This is a genomic window from Treponema sp. R6D11, from assembly GCF_054786075.1.
Genome location: NZ_BDHD01000036.1, coordinates 1 through 17,528 on the forward strand (window position 1 = coordinate 1; position 17,528 = coordinate 17,528).

18 protein-coding genes are annotated in these 17,528 nt (G+C 39.7%); 6 read left to right on the forward strand and 12 right to left on the reverse strand.

All coding sequences use genetic code 11. The features are described 5' to 3' along the window. From grpE to dnaJ, 3 genes are all read left to right on the forward strand, one after another. On the forward strand, window positions 1–512 hold a 512-nt coding region (gene grpE, locus ACYVTD_RS05325), incomplete at its 5' end, for a nucleotide exchange factor GrpE (RefSeq protein ID WP_461246751.1). Window positions 513–559: 47 nt separating this feature from the next. Further along, the gene (dnaK, locus tag ACYVTD_RS05330) at window positions 560–2,515 is read left to right on the forward strand and encodes a molecular chaperone DnaK (protein ID WP_461246752.1); all 1,956 of its coding nucleotides are present in this window, start codon (window positions 560–562) and stop codon (window positions 2,513–2,515) included. Next, window positions 2,515–3,636 carry a molecular chaperone DnaJ gene (gene dnaJ / locus ACYVTD_RS05335; RefSeq protein ID WP_461246753.1) on the forward strand — a complete coding sequence of 374 codons (1,122 nt, stop codon included), beginning with the start codon at window positions 2,515–2,517 and terminating at the stop codon, window positions 3,634–3,636. The genes dnaK and dnaJ overlap by 1 nt, the downstream gene beginning before the upstream one ends. Before the next feature lie 39 nt (window positions 3,637–3,675). Here dnaJ and ACYVTD_RS05340 read toward each other — a convergent pair whose 3' ends face one another. Genes ACYVTD_RS05340 through ACYVTD_RS05355 form a run of 4 tightly spaced genes read right to left on the reverse strand, consistent with a single transcriptional unit; the run spans window position 3,676 to window position 5,581 of the window. After that, the gene (locus ACYVTD_RS05340; protein WP_461246754.1) at window positions 3,676–4,221 is read right to left on the reverse strand and encodes a hypothetical protein; all 546 of its coding nucleotides are present in this window, start codon (window positions 4,219–4,221) and stop codon (window positions 3,676–3,678) included. Between the two features lie 37 nt (window positions 4,222–4,258). Beyond that, the gene (locus ACYVTD_RS05345; RefSeq protein WP_461246755.1) at window positions 4,259–4,657 is read right to left on the reverse strand and encodes a hypothetical protein; all 399 of its coding nucleotides are present in this window, start codon (window positions 4,655–4,657) and stop codon (window positions 4,259–4,261) included. 10 nt (window positions 4,658–4,667) lie between these two features. Next, window positions 4,668–5,336: a hypothetical protein gene (locus tag ACYVTD_RS05350; RefSeq protein ID WP_461246756.1), complete on the reverse strand. Its 669-nt coding sequence runs from the start codon at window positions 5,334–5,336 to the stop codon at window positions 4,668–4,670. A 17-nt stretch (window positions 5,337–5,353) separates the two neighbouring features. After that, the gene (locus ACYVTD_RS05355; RefSeq protein ID WP_461246757.1) at window positions 5,354–5,581 is read right to left on the reverse strand and encodes a TM2 domain-containing protein; all 228 of its coding nucleotides are present in this window, start codon (window positions 5,579–5,581) and stop codon (window positions 5,354–5,356) included. 140 nt (window positions 5,582–5,721) lie between these two features. Here ACYVTD_RS05355 and ACYVTD_RS05360 point away from each other — a divergent pair, with 140 nt between their 5' ends. From ACYVTD_RS05360 to ACYVTD_RS05370, 3 genes are all read left to right on the forward strand, one after another. Next, window positions 5,722–6,087, forward strand: coding sequence for a helix-turn-helix domain-containing protein (locus tag ACYVTD_RS05360; protein WP_461246758.1), 366 nt, complete (start codon window positions 5,722–5,724; stop codon window positions 6,085–6,087). Between the two features lie 292 nt (window positions 6,088–6,379). Beyond that, window positions 6,380–6,631, forward strand: a complete 252-nt coding sequence (locus ACYVTD_RS05365; protein ID WP_461246759.1) for a hypothetical protein — start codon at window positions 6,380–6,382, stop codon at window positions 6,629–6,631. Window positions 6,632–6,641: 10 nt separating this feature from the next. Further along, the gene (locus ACYVTD_RS05370) at window positions 6,642–6,872 is read left to right on the forward strand and encodes a hypothetical protein (protein WP_461246760.1); all 231 of its coding nucleotides are present in this window, start codon (window positions 6,642–6,644) and stop codon (window positions 6,870–6,872) included. 72 nt (window positions 6,873–6,944) lie between these two features. On the opposite strand, the gene ACYVTD_RS05375 is transcribed toward ACYVTD_RS05370, so the two are convergent. The 8 genes from ACYVTD_RS05375 to ACYVTD_RS05410 form a co-directional block, all read right to left on the reverse strand. Next, window positions 6,945–7,358 (reverse strand): EamA family transporter, encoded by a 414-nt coding sequence (locus tag ACYVTD_RS05375; protein ID WP_461246768.1) that lies wholly within the window; start codon window positions 7,356–7,358, stop codon window positions 6,945–6,947. Window positions 7,359–7,571: 213 nt separating this feature from the next. Then, window positions 7,572–9,314 carry a Z1 domain-containing protein gene (locus ACYVTD_RS05380; RefSeq protein WP_461246761.1) on the reverse strand — a complete coding sequence of 581 codons (1,743 nt, stop codon included), beginning with the start codon at window positions 9,312–9,314 and terminating at the stop codon, window positions 7,572–7,574. A 96-nt stretch (window positions 9,315–9,410) separates the two neighbouring features. Further along, the gene (locus tag ACYVTD_RS05385) at window positions 9,411–10,154 is read right to left on the reverse strand and encodes a protein NO VEIN domain-containing protein (RefSeq protein ID WP_461246762.1); all 744 of its coding nucleotides are present in this window, start codon (window positions 10,152–10,154) and stop codon (window positions 9,411–9,413) included. Between the two features lie 46 nt (window positions 10,155–10,200). Further along, window positions 10,201–10,455: a hypothetical protein gene (locus ACYVTD_RS05390; protein ID WP_461246763.1), complete on the reverse strand. Its 255-nt coding sequence runs from the start codon at window positions 10,453–10,455 to the stop codon at window positions 10,201–10,203. 3 nt (window positions 10,456–10,458) lie between these two features. After that, complete coding sequence (locus tag ACYVTD_RS05395) at window positions 10,459–11,403, reverse strand: DNA cytosine methyltransferase (RefSeq protein WP_461246764.1); 945 nt, start codon at window positions 11,401–11,403, stop codon at window positions 10,459–10,461. A 297-nt stretch (window positions 11,404–11,700) separates the two neighbouring features. Continuing rightward, window positions 11,701–13,065: an MATE family efflux transporter gene (locus ACYVTD_RS05400; protein WP_461246765.1), complete on the reverse strand. Its 1,365-nt coding sequence runs from the start codon at window positions 13,063–13,065 to the stop codon at window positions 11,701–11,703. Window positions 13,066–13,168: 103 nt separating this feature from the next. Then, the gene (locus tag ACYVTD_RS05405) at window positions 13,169–17,107 is read right to left on the reverse strand and encodes an alpha-amylase family glycosyl hydrolase (RefSeq protein WP_461246766.1); all 3,939 of its coding nucleotides are present in this window, start codon (window positions 17,105–17,107) and stop codon (window positions 13,169–13,171) included. Window positions 17,108–17,189: 82 nt separating this feature from the next. Continuing rightward, window positions 17,190–17,528 (reverse strand): hypothetical protein (locus ACYVTD_RS05410; protein ID WP_461246767.1); only part of this gene is annotated, 339 nt, incomplete at its 5' end.

A 17,528-nucleotide genomic window follows, 5' to 3' on the forward strand; every position in this document is an offset into this window, starting at 1 on the left:
TCCTTTTTTGGGTTTATGGTATTCTTCCAGCTTTGCTCTGCGTTTACGAATTGGGAGCTCAACTGGCGGAAACTCGTGACCAATTACTGCGAAAAGCGGCGGATTTTGAGAATTTTCGCAAGCGAATGAATCAGGAAAAGCAAAATGCTATAGAATTCGCCAACCAAAGCCTGCTTTTGGACATAATTCCGGTAATCGATGACTTTGAGAGGGCTATTCAATCGGGGGAAAAAGCCGCTGACTTAAATACCTTTATTGAAGGCGTAAAAATGATTGAAAAACGGCTTACCAGCCAGCTTGAAAGCAAGTGGGGGCTTAAACGCTTCAACTCCGCAGGAGAGGCTTTCGACCCAAATATGCACGAAGCCCTTATGATGGAAAAATCCCCCGATATAACGGAAGCCGTGGTTCAGGAGGATTTGGTAAGGGGTTACATGTTGAAAGACAGGGTAATTCGCCCAGCAAAAGTAAAAGTTTTAATGCCAGAGGCGTCGCCTTCGGCTAGTGAATAAAAAGCAATAAACATCTATAATATTTATAAAAGGAAGGAGATAATATCATGGGAAAAATCATTGGTATCGACTTGGGAACCACCAATTCATGCGTGGCTGTTCTTGAAGGCGGTGAGCCGGTAGTCATTCAAAACTCGGAGGGAGGACGCACTACCCCGTCCATTGTCGGCTTTACAAGCAAAGGCGAGCGTGTTGTAGGCGCTCCCGCTAAAAACCAGATGATCACCAATCCAGAGAACACTGTCTATTCAATCAAGCGTTTCATGGGTCGCCGTTTTTCGGAAGTTTCCAACGAAATGAAGCTGGTTCCTTACAGAGTAGCGGAACAGGGCGACGATGTGCGTGTGGACATTGACGGAAAAAAATATTCACCGCAGGAGATTTCCGCCTTTATTCTTCAAAAAATGAAGAAGACCGCCGAAGACTATCTTGGCGAAACTGTTACCGAAGCGGTAATTACAGTGCCGGCTTATTTTAACGATGCACAGCGTCAGGCGACAAAGGATGCGGGTAAAATCGCCGGACTTGAGGTAAAGAGAATTATCAACGAGCCGACCGCCGCCTCTCTTGCTTTTGGTTTTAACAAAGATTCAAAAAAAGACAAAGTTATCGCCGTATACGATCTTGGCGGCGGTACTTTTGATATTTCCATTCTGGAACTTGGGGACGGCGTTTTCGAAGTAAAATCGACAAACGGCGACACTCACTTAGGCGGCGATGATTTTGATCATCGTGTTATGGAATGGCTTATCGCAGAATTCAAAAAAGATACAGGCATCGATCTTGGCAAAGACCGCATGGCTCTCCAGCGTCTTCGTGAAGCGGCTGAAAAAGCAAAAATCGAATTGTCCTCTATGCAGACAACGGAAGTCAATCTGCCGTTTATCACCGCCGACCAGAGCGGTCCTAAACATTTGCAAAAATCGCTGACACGGGCAAAGTTTGAACAGATGGTAGAAGACCTTCTTGAGCGTTCAAAGGAGCCTTGTAAAAAAGCTCTTTCTGACGCAGGGCTTACCGCAGAACAAATTGACGAGGTTATCCTTGTCGGCGGTTCTACCCGTATTCCGGCAGTTCAACAGATTGTCAAAGACCTGTTCAAAAAAGAACCCAACAAGGGCGTGAACCCCGATGAAGCTGTAGCGGTAGGTGCTGCTATTCAGGGCGGTATTCTTGGCGGCGACGTTAAAGACGTTCTGTTGCTCGATGTTACTCCCCTTTCGCTCGGCATCGAGACGCTTGGCGGCGTAATGACAAAACTCATCACACGCAACACGACAATTCCCACACGCAAGAGCCAAATCTTCTCTACCGCCGCAGACGGACAAACAGCCGTCTCTATTCAAGTCTTGCAGGGCGAGCGTGAAATGGCGAATCAAAACCGAGTGCTTGGGCGGTTCGATCTTGTAGGCATACCACCAGCCCCACGCGGAGTTCCGCAGATCGAAGTAACTTTCGATATTGACGCAAACGGCATTGTCCATGTAAGTGCGAAAGATTTAGGGACAGGCAAAGAACAAAAAATCCGCATTGAAAGTTCCAGTGGTTTAAGCGACACGGACATCGACCGCATGGTAAAAGAAGCGGAACTTCACGCCGAGGAAGATAAAAAAGAGCGTGAAAAAGCCGAAGTGCGAAACGAAGCCGACTCGATGATTTACGCCACGGAAAAAAACATAAAAGACTTGGGCGATAAGGTAAGTGCAGCCGATAAATCCAAAACCGAAGAAGCCATCGCCGACTTACGCAAGGCTCTTGAAAGCGGCGACATTCAGTCAATCAAGGACAAGACCGAAGCCCTAAAGCAAGCGTCTTACAAAATAGCTGAGGAAATTTACAAACAGCAAGCCGCAAGCGGACAGCAAGGCGGCGGCGGTGGTGCAGGTCCCGACATGGGCGGATTCAATCCCAACATGGGCGGAGGTGAAAGCCACGGCGGTCCTATGGGCGGCGACACAAAGAGTGCCGAAGACGCAGACTATGAAGTGGTAGACGACAAGTAATGGCAAAGCGAGATTACTACGAAGTTCTTGGAGTACAGAAAAATGCCTCTAAAGATGATATAAAGAAAGCGTATCGTAAACTCGCTATTCAGTATCACCCTGATAAAAATCCCGGCGACAAGCAAGCCGAAGAAAAATTTAAAGAAGCCACCGAAGCTTACGAAGTTCTTGGCGATGACCAGAAAAAATCCGCCTATGACCAGTTCGGCTTTGCCGGAGTTGAGGGCATGGGCGGAGGTCAGAGCCACGACTGGAGTAATTTCCGGGGCTTTGAAGACATCTTTGGCGAGGGCGGCTTTGGCAGTATTTTTGAAAGTTTTTTTGGCGGCGGAGGCTTTCGCAGAAACAGCGGCGGTGTAAGGCAGGGAGCAAATCTTCGCTACGATATTGAGATTCCGTTTAAGGATGCGGTCTTTGGCACAAAGGTAGAAATTCAGTATTCGCATAATGAGCCTTGCCCAACTTGCAAAGGTTCAGGCTCTGCGGAAGGCGGCGGCAAAAAAACTTGCCCTGTTTGCCGAGGGTCGGGACAAGTGCGTCATAGTCAGGGCTTTTTCTCGGTTGCCACAACCTGCCACAACTGCGGCGGCGAGGGCTACATTATCGACAAACCTTGTAATGATTGCGGCGGAGCAGGAACACAAAAGAAACGGCAAAAAATTATGGTTACTATTCCGGCAGGCGTAGAAAACGGCAAGCGTGTAGTCATTCCCAAACAGGGCGACGCAGGTCCCAACGGCGGACCGCCGGGGGACTTATATGTTTTTATAAGAGTAAAACCGCACGAATATTTTGAACGTCAAGCCGCTGATCTTTACTGTGCCGTTCCAATTTCGATGACTCAAGCGGCTCTTGGTGCGGACATTCACGTTACAACTCTCGACAACAAGACAATAAAAGTAAAAGTCCCCGCCGGCATTCAAAACGGAAAAATGCTCCGTCTCCACAACGAAGGCGTGCCTATGGGTAATCAAAGAGGCAACCTCTACATAAAACTTATCGTACAAATCCCCGAAAAACTTTCTCGCAAAGGCAAAGAACTGCTTGAAGAACTTGCCAAAATCGAAGGACAGAATGATAGCCCCAAACCTATACCGCTCTCACAACTTGGTGATGTGTAGGGGGATATTAAAATGTTTCTTTGGAATGTTTGATGTCAATTAATACAATTCCGGGAATGACCTCTTAAAATCCTCGAAGATGTTTTCCAATTCGGTAAAACCGCTTGCGGTATCATCTGCGTCTTTGGGCATTCTCGTTCCGATGACGACCTTTTCACCGCTTCTGGTTTTTATTTTGGCTTTCTCGTACCCTTTCGGCTTCCAAATGTTGTCTGGTATCAGGTCTTCATCCAATGAGACAAGGTATAATTCGCAATGGTCAGGGGCAAAATGAATATCGGAGATGGCTTTTGTCTTTGAAAACGCTGAAACCGTCTTTACTTGAACGAGAACCACGCCATTAGGAGCAAGCCCGAAAGGATACCTGATGTCCCACCCCTTCTGTGCGGCATGACCAAACTCCAAATTAGGGTGTCCCTGTCGTTTCAAATATTCAAAAATGAAGGCTTCCCCGATTATCCCTGTCTTTTGGTCTCCGATTTTGGGAACAAAATCAAAGTCCGGGGCTTTCTGTATTTCCTCAAAATCTCTGTATGCTTCTGCGTATTTCTTGACCACTTCAATAAACCTGTCGAAGTTTCCCATGATTTCTCCATTTAGCCTTATAAACCCATAACGACCTTCACTCTAACCCTAAACCAGAAGATTTAGACGCAAGATATTGAGCAACTTTCCTACGTTCATCTTCTGCTTTAGTAGTCTGTTGTCGTCTAACGGCATCGGTAATGTATTTTAATTCAACACCAATATCTAATAGAACCTTGTATTTAACACAACTGTCATCAAATTTATTCTTATCATATTGAGGCATAGGATATGCATTATTTATACCTCTCACTTGTTCACTATTTCTTACGACTTCATTGGCTACAGAGTTAAATTCATATACCCAAGCGTCACGAGTAGGAAATCCGCCTTTCTTCACATAATCTTCACGAACCGATTGTTCGCTTACACCTTCGGCAAATGCTGTCATTCCTACCATCATTATCAAAACCGCTACCAATATTGTCTTTTTCATTTTTATCTCCTCATTTAAGTAATGGATTGTCCTTAGCTAAATTTTCATACTCTTGCCTTACGTAATATTTGAAATTAAGGTCGTTCATTCCAAAGTTTATGTTCAACGCCAAGCTTAAACTAATAAACTGCATTTTAATCTGATCAACCCATTCTTTTTGCTCCTCGTTAAAGATAAGTTTCTTGTCCTTTATATAATTGTCCATATCCTTCATAAATAACTCTAATCTTAAACGGCTGGTGCTAGTATTTTCACCTAAGAGACTGCGATAAAGTACGGCTAAATTATATTTGCGCTGAAATTCTTCCCAATCTTTAGAACCAGATATCTTCTTCTTCGTAAGAGCGAGCCATTTATTGTACTTCTCCTCATTCTGTCTCTTTTCCTCTGCTATTAGTCTTTTAGCTTCAGTGTTATGAATGCTGACCGCTGGTTCGTACTTCTCATAAACGTCCTTAAAGAAATCCTTGTAGTAAGCACTTTTCTCACCATATATATTCTCAATCCGATATAAATAAAAATCAAGATTTATCTCCTGTTTAGGGTACTTGAGGTATTCTTCAATCTTATTAATCGCATCTTGTTTATCACTTGCATAATATGGATCATTCTTAGGACCTGTCACGCAAGAAACAATGCTAATTAAAACTACAAAAACCGTTAATTTTATCTTCTTCATTTCTATCTCCTCTTTTTCTACTCCCTTAGCGGTGCACCCACATTATCCCGAAAACTTCCCATGAGTATAGAAAAAAAATCAATTACGGCTCCTATAAAAAAAATACCACAAGTACACATATATAAAAGCCCTGTGCCAATTTTTCCTACATAAAAACGATGAGCACCCAACCATCCCAAAAATAGGCAAAGTAATAAAGCTGTCCACTTTTTCTTATCACTGGTCATTGTGACATAATTTGCCATATAACCCTCCTCTTTTTCAGTTTTCTCAGATTTTCTTCCGAAAAAGTGATTTCTATTAGAGAATTATATCATTCTCCATAGGGTGTTTGTCAATATATTTATCCAATAATAGGATTAAACATTCTCCAATAGGGAAAGCCATGACCGATAAGGAACTAAGGGGCATTTTTAGCGCCAATATCAAGCGGCATCGCCAGAGCCGAAATCTCTCCCAAGCAGATTTAGCTGAAAAACTGGACATCTCCGTCAACTTCCTCTGCAATATCGAAAATGGCAACCGCTGGATTTCTCCCCAAACACTGGTAAAGTTTGCCTCCGCCTTGAATATCGAACCTTATGAATTGTTCAAACCAGCGGAGGCGTTACCACCTGATGTGCCACTTATCCTTAACAAATGCCTTGATGAGGCGGTAGCAGCCGTTACCCAAACTCTCAATCAAATCCGGGGCTACTACCTTCCTCAAACAAAAACACGGACTAAGCGATCTAAGCGGACTAAAGACTAGCCTTTCCGATTTTTGCCCTCTGACAGTTACCGCCTATGTACTGAGGAATAACCCCGGTATCATGTCCCCCAATGCGGTTAGTTCGGCGGCTATTTCAGCCAATTCGTTTTCCACCTGTTCACATTTACCTGTGTATTCAGTCATAAAAACCTCCTACATAGTAGTTGCAATAAAGAGGGTCCCCATTTCCCTCGGAAAACAATTTTTTGTATTTTTTCACAATTAAACCCCTATTTGTACTGATTAGAGTAGGCATTAATCCTACCATAATGTATAATGATAAAGGAGTTATATGTTTCCGGTTATTGAATTCAATAAATCCGCTTTTAAGCATGACATAACAGAAACCAATATCCGTTATGCTATGTGGCATCCACTTTATGAGGAATTACTTGAATCCTATACAAATAAATGGCTGATTATTGGATATGATACTGCCGGAAACCTTATTGAGGTTGCGTATAATATTATTGATGATGATACAGTAAACGTTTTTCACGCAATGCCGTGTAGAAAAAAATTTATAAGTCAAATTGGCTTATAAGGAGATTAAAATGGCAAGAATGACCGAAGAAGAAGCAGATAAACTGGATTTGGAAATTACCAACGCTGACATAAAACTTAAACCCGGAGAAGGCGGTGTTTTTACCCGTCAACGGAAGTTGCTTGACGCATTAGACCGGGCAAGTGCCGATTATATTGTAACTCGTGCCATTGCGTCAAACAAAATGCCATTGCAAATTCTTAGCGAAGTGGTACATGAGAAAATTGCTGTTTCTGTTTAAGTGTGTGTTCAAATATTGATATTTATTTTCTATTGCTTATTTACACACAACTTGGAGATGTGTAAGGGGATTTTATAATATCAGAACAAATGTCCCAACGGTAATTAAGATGCCGCCAATTATTGTTTTTATTGTTAATGCCTCTTTCAAAATAATAAATGCCATTAACATTCCTATTACTAAACTAAATTTATCTATTGGAATAACCTTTGAAGCTTCCCCTATTTGCAAAGCCCTATAATAACAAAGCCACGATAAACCTGTTGCTATACCTGATAATATTAAGAATAACCAATTTTTATTTCCAATATTTGCAATTTCATTTTGTTTGCCTGTAAAAAAGACAATACCCCATGACATAATTAAAACTACAATAGTTCTAATTGCCGTTGCTAAATTAGAATTCATATTTTGAATACCTATTTTTGCCAATATTGCGGTTAAGGCGGCAAAAAAGGCTGATAATAAAGCAAATAATGCCCACATGATTGCTATTTTATCATATTTTATCTTTTTGTATATATTATTTATTTTGGAAACACCATATCGGCTTTCATGGATAACGTTTGTCATTTTTGCGATAACGTAATCAACAGAAAAACAAATATTTTCTTACTATTTCTTCGGGTTTTGTATTCTAACTTCTAAAATGCAACATATTATAGCTTCGCACTTCTGGTGAATGATTATCAGGCATAATTAAATACAATAATAAACATCATCGCCAGGCAATTTAATATTTGGTATCCATATTTTACGCCCACTCCAACCTTTCTCGGTGTTCCCAATTATTTTATACATTGTAAGAACTGGAAATTCTCTTATACTCTGTCCCAATGCACGATCATTTGGTGACAACAATGTACCAGTACCTTTTCCTATATCTCTATCTCGCCTAACAATCAATTTTCCCTGTGTTCCTGGCTTATTTGATAACATTGTTTGCAATATACCTATAAAATTTTCAGGTTTCCAATCATCAGATTCAGATATTATATTTTCCAAAATACTAATAAAAATATTAAGATTGACTGAATAAGTTTCCTCGCCAAATCGTTCTAATAATTTGTCAATTGCTTCAATTTCTTTGTTATCGGAAGAAAATGGAAAATAATCAACTCCACCTGTAAATGTAAGTACAATGTCTTCATCGAGAACATTTTTACGAGTTGGGCGAAGTGTATTAGGATAATGAATGTTAACATCTTCAGGTTTTTTGCGTTCTATTTGAGAGATTATGCTATTATTTGTTGCATTAATATCAGAAAAAAGTTTATTAAGTAACGGCGGAATAAAAACACGCATTAAACCTAATTCGCGGTCATACCCGAACATTCTTGCATGTTGCCACATTGTATCTGCCTGAGGTCTTTTTGATACACGGCAATAATATGTTGTTTGAAGCTTTGGGAATGTAATCCCGCGTCCAAGACTATTACCGCCAACAATAACATTTATACCGCTACTGTACTTAACATTGTCTGCAAATAATTCTTTTGAATTGAGTATTAACAAATTTACATCATCATTTTCCAATATTTCTGTTATTTTTTTCATTATATTATTAAACGGCTGAATATCAGGTTTAGTAATTGCCAAGTCATCATACACTATTTTAAAAGAATCACTGACACTTTGTTCATCAATAGCTCCAGAAATTTCATTTAAATATGAAGCTATTAATTCAGCAAATTTGCTATGCTGTGCAGTTGCCATACTGGGGTGAATGAGAAAGTTGCTTACTTTTCCGCCGTTAATAAATATATCTGCGGATGAAACAAGATGATACAACAAAGCTTGCAATAATCCATTTTCAGCAATTTCGTCATCTTTAAGAAGCTCATTTGCTTCTTCATTATCTGTAAGAATAACATAGGGAGATTTGTCAGGCAGAAAAAGTACATTCCCTCCGATATACCCGTTACCTGGTGAAAAGTAATGAGTAAAATACGGATGCCATCCGCTAACATGAGATTGAAGCAATAAAGCTTGTGGAGTCCCTGTAACTTGTAAATAAATACTGCTTGCTGCCGTATTTTTTATTTCTTCTAATCGTTTATTTATTGTGCTTTGCCTATTTTTATTTACTAGCGTGTTAAGACTTGCAGCATCTGCTTCATCATCGACAATGAATAAAGCATTACCTTCGCAATAATGCGAAGATGACAAATTATTTTTCCATTTTCTTAGAATACTTGTATTTTTCTTTAATACGATTATTGCAGGTTTTCGCATTTGATTTGCAGTAAATGCATATTCATCTGTTTCACCGCACACACAAAAATCCGGTAAATCATTCCTCACTCTAAATAATGTTTGCTGTTGTAAAAGTGTATTATCAGTTGTCAGCAACAGAAATATGTGGAACCCTTCATCTGCCGCACTAGAAATTAAATCGAATAAATGACTTGTTTTACTGCTTTGTACATTACCAAGTAACAAACTAATAACATATTCTTTATATGAGAAAGGTTTTATATACTCAGGTGCTATTTTCCCGGTAGTTTTATTAACAGCCTTAGCAAGTGCATAATTTCCTCATATTACTGCACGGAAAAACACTTGTTCTGAAGTAATTTTACATTTCTCCATTTCAATATTTTGAACAGGATTAAATATAGAAATGAATTTAGGAATTTCTAATAAATTTTTTACGATAACCAACACATAATCATTTTTGTATTCGCAAGCTTTATTGTATTCTTTTTCCGTTAGCCTGATATTGCCTTTGTCATTACGCAAGCCTTTCACTTCTACAAGAAAATACTGTGTTGGTAAAGATAATTGAAAATCATACCCATCGCCAAACAAGCGAGCATCTTCAATTTTTGCGTTTGCAAATGTATCTATCGTCATATAATTATTGAGAAAATAGCATTCCGCTTCTCGTCCTGTTTTCTGCATCTGTTTAAAATACGACTGAATAAGCGGACTTGTTTTTACATTACTTTCATTCTTCTGTAAATTTATGTTTGCGCTGTCTAAAACATTATCGCTGAATTTTTGAGCAATAGACATCTTAACAACATTTACAAAATCTTCCACACCCAAATTGCCAAAAAAAGAATCAATATAATTTTTTCTGAATTTGTAATCATTTCTAAATCCGTCCTGCCACCAACCTTTGCGAGAACTTTCTGGATTCATACCGTCAAATCTATCTTGCCGATTTTTTACAGTACCAATAGTTTGCGCTATACCAATACTGACAATATATTCATAAAACGCGTTCTTAGTTCTAAAACCATAAAGTTTTACAAAATCCATATCGAATTTTGACAATCCATACCCGATTAGATTTAATATATCGTAATTTTCGTGTTTTTGATTAGACGACATATGAAATCTTTTTCCCATATTTTAATTTTGCTTGAGACATCAAATAATATTCTTCTCGTTTTTTGTCCATAAAATCTGTATCTTCAGGTATATAATGTTCTGGATTATCTTTTGTATAAAGCGGTTCACCGCAATCAGGGCATATTTCAATATTTTTTTCCCATAATTCTTCAGAATTAAAATCATAAAAGCAATTAAGACAATGACCTAATTCACCGTAAGACGTTCTAAAAATCATTTCCACACCTCAACAAATTTTTTTAAGACCATAATATTTTAGATATTTTTCTGTATTAAAATTTCGATGTAATCTTATTTGTTTACATTTATATGTGTGGTAACGGTATAAAAAATGATACCCCCATGTTCCGCCGCCACCTGCTGCAATTATTGTTTTTGCAGGTTCTTTTCGGTTTATGCGACGGTAAACATGACTTATCATGCCTTTAACATATAGTTCATGATCCAGTGGTATATCAGTGAAATTACCGCCTTCTGGGATAAGTTCTAACATTCGTTTTGTCTTGTTAGCTATATTTATTTTCTCATTATTGAATTCAATTTTCAATGCACCTTTTAATGCTTGTCCTGCAGTGACATAAGGATATGATCTTCCTTTTCCATGTGTCGGTAAAGGATGCTTAAAATCAAATCCCGTGTCCACACGAATACCGACAATTAATAATCTTTCACGAAATTGTGGAACACCATAATCTGCAAAATTGTATAAATGCGGTTTTATAATATATCCAGGCTCAATTTCTTGAAAATCATTGATTATTGTTTCAATGGCTTTATTTTTATTTGCTGTTAACAAACCTTTTACATTTTCAGCGACAAATGCTTTTGGCTTCTTTGCTGCAACGAAATCAAGGAAATGGCGATACAAACCTCCGCGCGTCCCATTAAGTCCAGGTTGTTTCCAAATAACAGAAAAATCTTGGCAAGGAAATCCGCCAAGCACTATATCACACTCTGGGATCGTTTTATTTTTATATGGGTTTATCTTTGTTATGTCTTCATAAAGAATTACATCACCAAAATAATTTCGGAATGTGTCACAAGCCCATTGGGAAAAATCATTTGCCCAGACAGTATTGTAGCCTTCAAGATGAAATCCTAAATCAAGCCCTCCGCAACCTGAAAATATTGAAACTATACGCGGACTGACAAATGTTCCATTATTTCCCATTTCCCCCCCAATTTATCTCTAATAAATAGAATTATCCGCACTAAATATAGCTTACCATCGTCATTTTAGCATCCTTTATTATTACTTTCAATAGTATTTTTTTCTTAAAATTTGGTGTTTTTATGAATTTCTTCATATTCTCCTCTTATTCATCATAACTCTCATCGTATATGGTTTCATTTCTATAGGGAAACTCTGAAAACCTAACCGGGATTTTTAGAGTTTCCCTATATTTATTATACTATATACTTGTATAGTATATCAAGAAAAAATCTTAAGTTTTTACAATTTACTATTCTAACAATGTTTACCACTATCTTTCTTTTCGGTAACAGCTTTTCCTCTAATATACGAATTCGTATAAAATGAATATAACAGTTGCAAGAACATAAGACACCATATAATTGGTTCGCAGATAATTACGCCAAAGTAACCTAGAATGGGCACTAAAAGGAAAGCAAATAATACTTTACTGGCAAATTCTATGACACTTGAGACAACTGGAACAATTTTTTCGCCTATTCCTTGAAGTGCAAGGCGAAAATTAAATAACATTCCAAGAGGGAGATAAAATGGGGAATTTATCATTAGATACCTTGCACCATTTTCAATAATGATGCTTTCATTTGAGCCGGAAAGTAATCTTATCAAAACTTTGGAAGAAAACATAAGAACAATAGTTATAAACACAGCCCATATTGTCGTAATAAAATTGCCGTAACGGACTGCTTTTCGTATGCGGCTAAGTTGGTTCGCTCCTTTGTTCTGTGAAACAAATGTAGAAAGTGCAATGGCTACTGTATTCATTGGCATCATGCAGAAACTGTTGATCCTGCGAGCAGTTATATGCCCTGCTATTACAAGATGACCCAACCCATTTATGGCACTTTGAAGGGCGACAGTGCCTAAAGCTACAATCGACATCATAAATCCCATAGAAAAACCTTGAGCTATAAGTTCTTTGTATAGCGTAGCGTCATGATGAAAATGCTCTTTGCGAGGAATAAGTATTCGGCATCTTTTGAAAATATAAAACAGACAAAGTGCTGTCGAGATACTTTGTGCCACAACTGTAGCCACCGCCGCACCACGGACACCCATATTAAAACTTGTAATAAAAATAATATCAAATACTACGTTCAATATTGATGAAATAACCAGAAATAAAAGCGGCATTGTACTATCGCCTATAGCTTGCAGAAGCCCTGCACAGAGATTATAAGTAAAAGTTATAATTAAAAAGATAGTCAAAATCGAAATATACGAATATGCCGTGTCTATTATATATTCGGGAATGTTAATCAATTTTAGAAGCGGCATCATAAAAATACTTGCAGTAACCGAGATAAAAAACGTCAGCAGAATACCTATTACAATTGCTCCGGCAACTGTACGCTTAAATACGTCTTTATCGCCAGCACCATAATTCCGTGCCGCAACAATGCCGAAACCTCTGCCAACGCCTATGACAAAAACTAAAAGCAATTCAAAAATTACCGAGCATGAGCCAACTGCGGCAAGAGCTGTTTCACCAAGAAAATGCCCTACGATAGCCATATCGACAGTGTAATACAACTGTTGTAATATATTGGATAACAACAAAGGTATCGCAAAAACAATTAATGATTTGGTTATATTTCCGTTTAATAAATCAATTTTCATGATGTTTAAATATTATTTCCCTCAAATATTTTTAATAGACGTTTAGACTGTATGCGACATACTATTTTACTTTAAATCTATTAATGGACCAAAAATCCAACCGTTATTTTTTCTTTTTACCGGTTTTCGCCTTTGGCTTTGATGCTGATTTTTTCGCCGTGGTTTTTGGCTTCGCTTTTGGCACAGCTTTCTTCACCGCGGTCTTCGCTTTCGCTTTAGGCACAGCTTTCTTCGCCGCATTTTTTACCTTCGCTTTCGGCGTAACTTTTTTCACCGCAGGTTTTGTTTTCGCTTTTGGCACAGCCTTCTTCACCGCAGTCTTTGCCTTCGCTTTTGGCACAGCCTTCTTCACCGCAGTCTTTGCCTTCGCTTTCGGCACAACTTTTTTCACAACTGTTTGTGGTTTTGCTTTTCCGGCAACTCCTGCAAGTTTTTTGGCTTTCGAGGGTTTTGCTGTCAAAATGTCAATCAGGTTGTCAAAACGATACTCCGATTTTTCTTCGGCTTTTATCAGTACTTCGTAGACTTTGGCAATGCGGTCGATTCTCTCATCTATCGGGCTTTTTACAATGGTGTCGCTTTCTACCATGAAGAATACGGACGAGTAGAATAGAGCGTCCTCAAACCCTTCTTTGTTAAACCATGCGACATCGTTAAAAATGTTAATTCCCAATATGCGCCTAAAATCTTCGCTTCTATAATTTTCTTCAATAACCAAGGCGGCAAAATCGGCGGCTTCAAATTTAGTCGCTTCTTTGCGGAAAGGCGCGACTTTGTTTGACCCGCCATTCAAACCGGTGCGGCTCAATACCGCTCTTGCAATATCCGTTATCCGCCACGCTTGAGCGTCAGACGCGCCGAATCTGCGATAAATATCCCTCATTTTGCGACCAAGATCCCAGTGGTCAAAAGCGAGACTTGCGGCGTGGCTTCCGTCCGCTTCTTTGCCGATTATCAGACGCAGTAACGAGAGCAGTCCGTAACTGAGCGCGACAGAGTAAATAAGTTGTCCCTTTGAATTACATTCCATAATGCGGTCAAAGAGGGGAGATTTTGATTTGCCTACAGCCGCCGCCTTTAATGCGTCTTTTAGTTTTTTCAATCTGTTTATAAACGATTTAAATTCTTCCTCTATCACGGCTGTTTTAACCGCTGTAAATTTCATCTTGCCGCCTGTTTTATCTTTCGCTGTCCATTCATCGTAAGAGCTGTTCGCTCCGGCGATAAAATGAGTTGCGGTATTTATAAATGTTTCGACAGGTTTCTTAAACGAGTCGGCATAGTCTTTTTTCTCAAGCGAATCATTCATATCGACAATTATTTCTGGTTTTAAAATTTCCATAAATCGATAATATAGCTCTCCAAGGAAAATATCTTTTATTGCGGCGAAAGGATCGATTACTCCGCCTCCATTTAAATCGTTGTTCAGTCTTGCCCATCTGCCTTTTGCGTCATCTTCAACTTCATAAACATCAAGGAAAACTTGTGTTTCGTATCCTTTAAGCCCGACAAAAAATCCGTTTTCGCAAATTGCCTTGGAAGAACGGACAAACCACAGGTTTGATTTTTGTTCGCGTAGCAGGGTGAAGTATTGGCTTTCGCCGTGGATTGCAAGGGCTTCGCTTAAATTGTCCCTTCGTGTTCCACCTTCGCAGGGAATGGCAGGATCGCTTACTTTTATCCAGCCCGAAGTTTCATAATATGAATTGTTGTAAAAAATTAACGCTTTTTCTTCACGTCCGTTTATCCACGCTCGGTTTGAATAGGCAAAAACATTTTCGTTTACAGAGCCGTTGCAGTAAAGATCGTAAATCCTAAAGTTGGCGCTGCCCGAAAACACGGAACGGCGTTTCATCAATGGGAAAATTTCGAGCTCGTGGCGGTCTACCATGTAGCCATCGGGTTTTTCGTCCCGATAGGAACGGCGGTATTCCATTCCGTATTTTTCTTCAAAGCCCTCAATCTGTCCGTGTCCAAACATGGGCAAGCCGGGCATTGTTACAAGCAGTGTGCAGATACCAAAATATTTATCGCCTTTGCCGAATTGAGCGACTGCCGTTTCTTCATCAGGGTTGTTCATAAAATTGACAAAGCGTTTTAAAATTTCAGGATCAAATTCCATAGTGTTTTTGATGGTTGCGCGGTATTTTTGATTTTCCTCGTTTTTGAGCATATTCATAAAAGCTGAGTTGTAGACGCGGTGCATTCCAAGCGTGCGGACAAAGTAACCTTCCATCATCCAAAAAGCCTCGGCAAGTAGCAGGGTGTTCGGCGCTTCAGCCGCGCAGCGATCAACTACTTCGCGCCAGAATTCATTTGGTATACGGCGGTTAAATTCTTCGGTAGTAATGGAATGTTCGGCGCGGCTTGCGATTGCTCCGCCGGTTCCCGGTGCGGGATACCAGAGCCGTTGAATGTGCCGTTTTGCGAGTGTCATGGCTGCGTCAAAACGCACGATAGAGAATTGCTGACACACGCCAATAATTGTGCGGATTACCGCTTCCCTTGCTTCGGGGTTTAAAAAGTCAATTTGTGCGGTATCGTTCCACGGCATTGAAGTGCCGTCATTTCCATGGTAGATGTAGCGTGTGTTTCCTGTGCGATTATCGATCCGTTTAAAAACAACCGCAGCGTCACTGCGTGAAAAATAATGTTCTTCAATTTGAACAGTTACGTCGTCTCTGCCTGAAAGGTTGCCGCAGTTATAGTTGTATGTCGGGAAAGGAGGGTAGGGCAGTTGCAGAAAACGATCAGGGTGTTCGATCATCCTTTTGCTGTCGATGCCTGTGTGGTTTGGAACCATGTCCGAGCCTAGGCGGATCCCCCTTTGCATACAGCGTTCACGCAAATTGGAAAGCGCCCCCCAACCGCCGAGTTCTCCCGCTATATCATAATCATGCAAACTGTAAGCAGACGCAGCCGCTTCGGGATTGCCTGTCCATTGTTTTATCGTCTTACTCGCCTGACTTCGTTCCCAAAGACCGATTAGCCACAGCCCCGTAAAACCTCTCCTTGATAATTCGTCAAGTTCTTCGTCGGGGATTTGGTCAAGGCGGGAAATGTTTCTTCCGTATTTTTGTGAAAGTTGAAAAAGCCAGACAAGCGTGCTTTTTGCAATCAATACTGTTTTGGGCATCCAGTCCTGATCGGGACTGAATTTTTCGTATTCATCAAGACCGGCAAATGTTAAAACTTCGCTTGGTCCCGGTCCAAAGAAACTCGGTTTTTCTTCTTCGTTTATTACATCGAGAGCCATGAGCAAACGCGCCATGAATTTGGAAATTAGAAGCCCCCAATGTTTTCGCATATATTCAAGTTGACCAAAAAGGGAATCGGGGCAGACAAGGGCGGGAGAGCGAAGGAAGTCCCAAAGATTCATTCCGTCGGGACCGAAGACAGGCATTTCTTTTAAGTGCGCTTTCAATTCTTCGATAGCGTCGGGATAGACAGTTTTTTTAGAGAGGTCTCTGTCGTCAAATAAAAATTTAAAAGGTCTAAAGGCGGGGTTAAGGTTAGCCAGAGAAAGAAGCATGGTTTCTTCTATAGAAAGGGCGCGGCAACTTTCGCCTTCTTCCTTGCCTTTTAAGTAATCATCAACTTTTTTTTCGCCTTTATAAACAGGTCGGGGAGGAAATTGATCGGAAAAAGTTTTTAAAAGACCGCTTGTCTGCTTTTCGCCTAGGTTAGTATCCAGTCTGTCCAGAGCGGTTTCAAACACATCGCCCTGAACTTCTTCGCGGTAAAGGGCGACTACAAAGTGGAGGATTTCATCAATTAGCCCCATTGCGTAAAGATGACCTGCTTTTATAAAACGCTCGGGGTGGGCGGGGTCTTGCTTTGAATTGAACTTTGCCGCTAACTCGCGCGTTTGCCTGAGGTCGGCAAGAACCACATTTCCGGTAAGGGCGAAAAGGCTGTCTTTTAAGCCATACTCCTTACGGACATCGCGATTAATATGGAACTCCATGAGTGTTTTTCGGTTTTTCGCCCAACTTGCCGATTTTTTCTCCAGCTTATCAAGCCTTATTTGAAACTTTCTCATGAATGCCCCTTTGTCTTGTATTATAGTAGAAAAACGAGAACTTGTATAGTAAATTTGCTAATATCTTATTTATTAAAAACGCTTACCATTTACCGAATTTTTTATTTGAATCTCCATAAATAAAAATTTCTTTGTTATATTGACCGGTTTTTGGTATGGTAAATAATAGTTTCATCATACGCGGTTTTATCATGTTAAAGCGTATTTCACGATAATGTTTTTTGGAGTCGTTTCTCATTTCCAATTCAGCCAAATTTAAGCCTTCATATTTGAAAATAACTTTTTGTTCTGAAACCTGCCCTTTTGACCGAGCCTTTGAATTGGACACTTCAACCGCATCTGAAAAAGCTTTTACTACATCAGTATTACTAAATACATGAAATTTTTTGTCATGTTTTACTGTTAAATAATTTACTTCGCC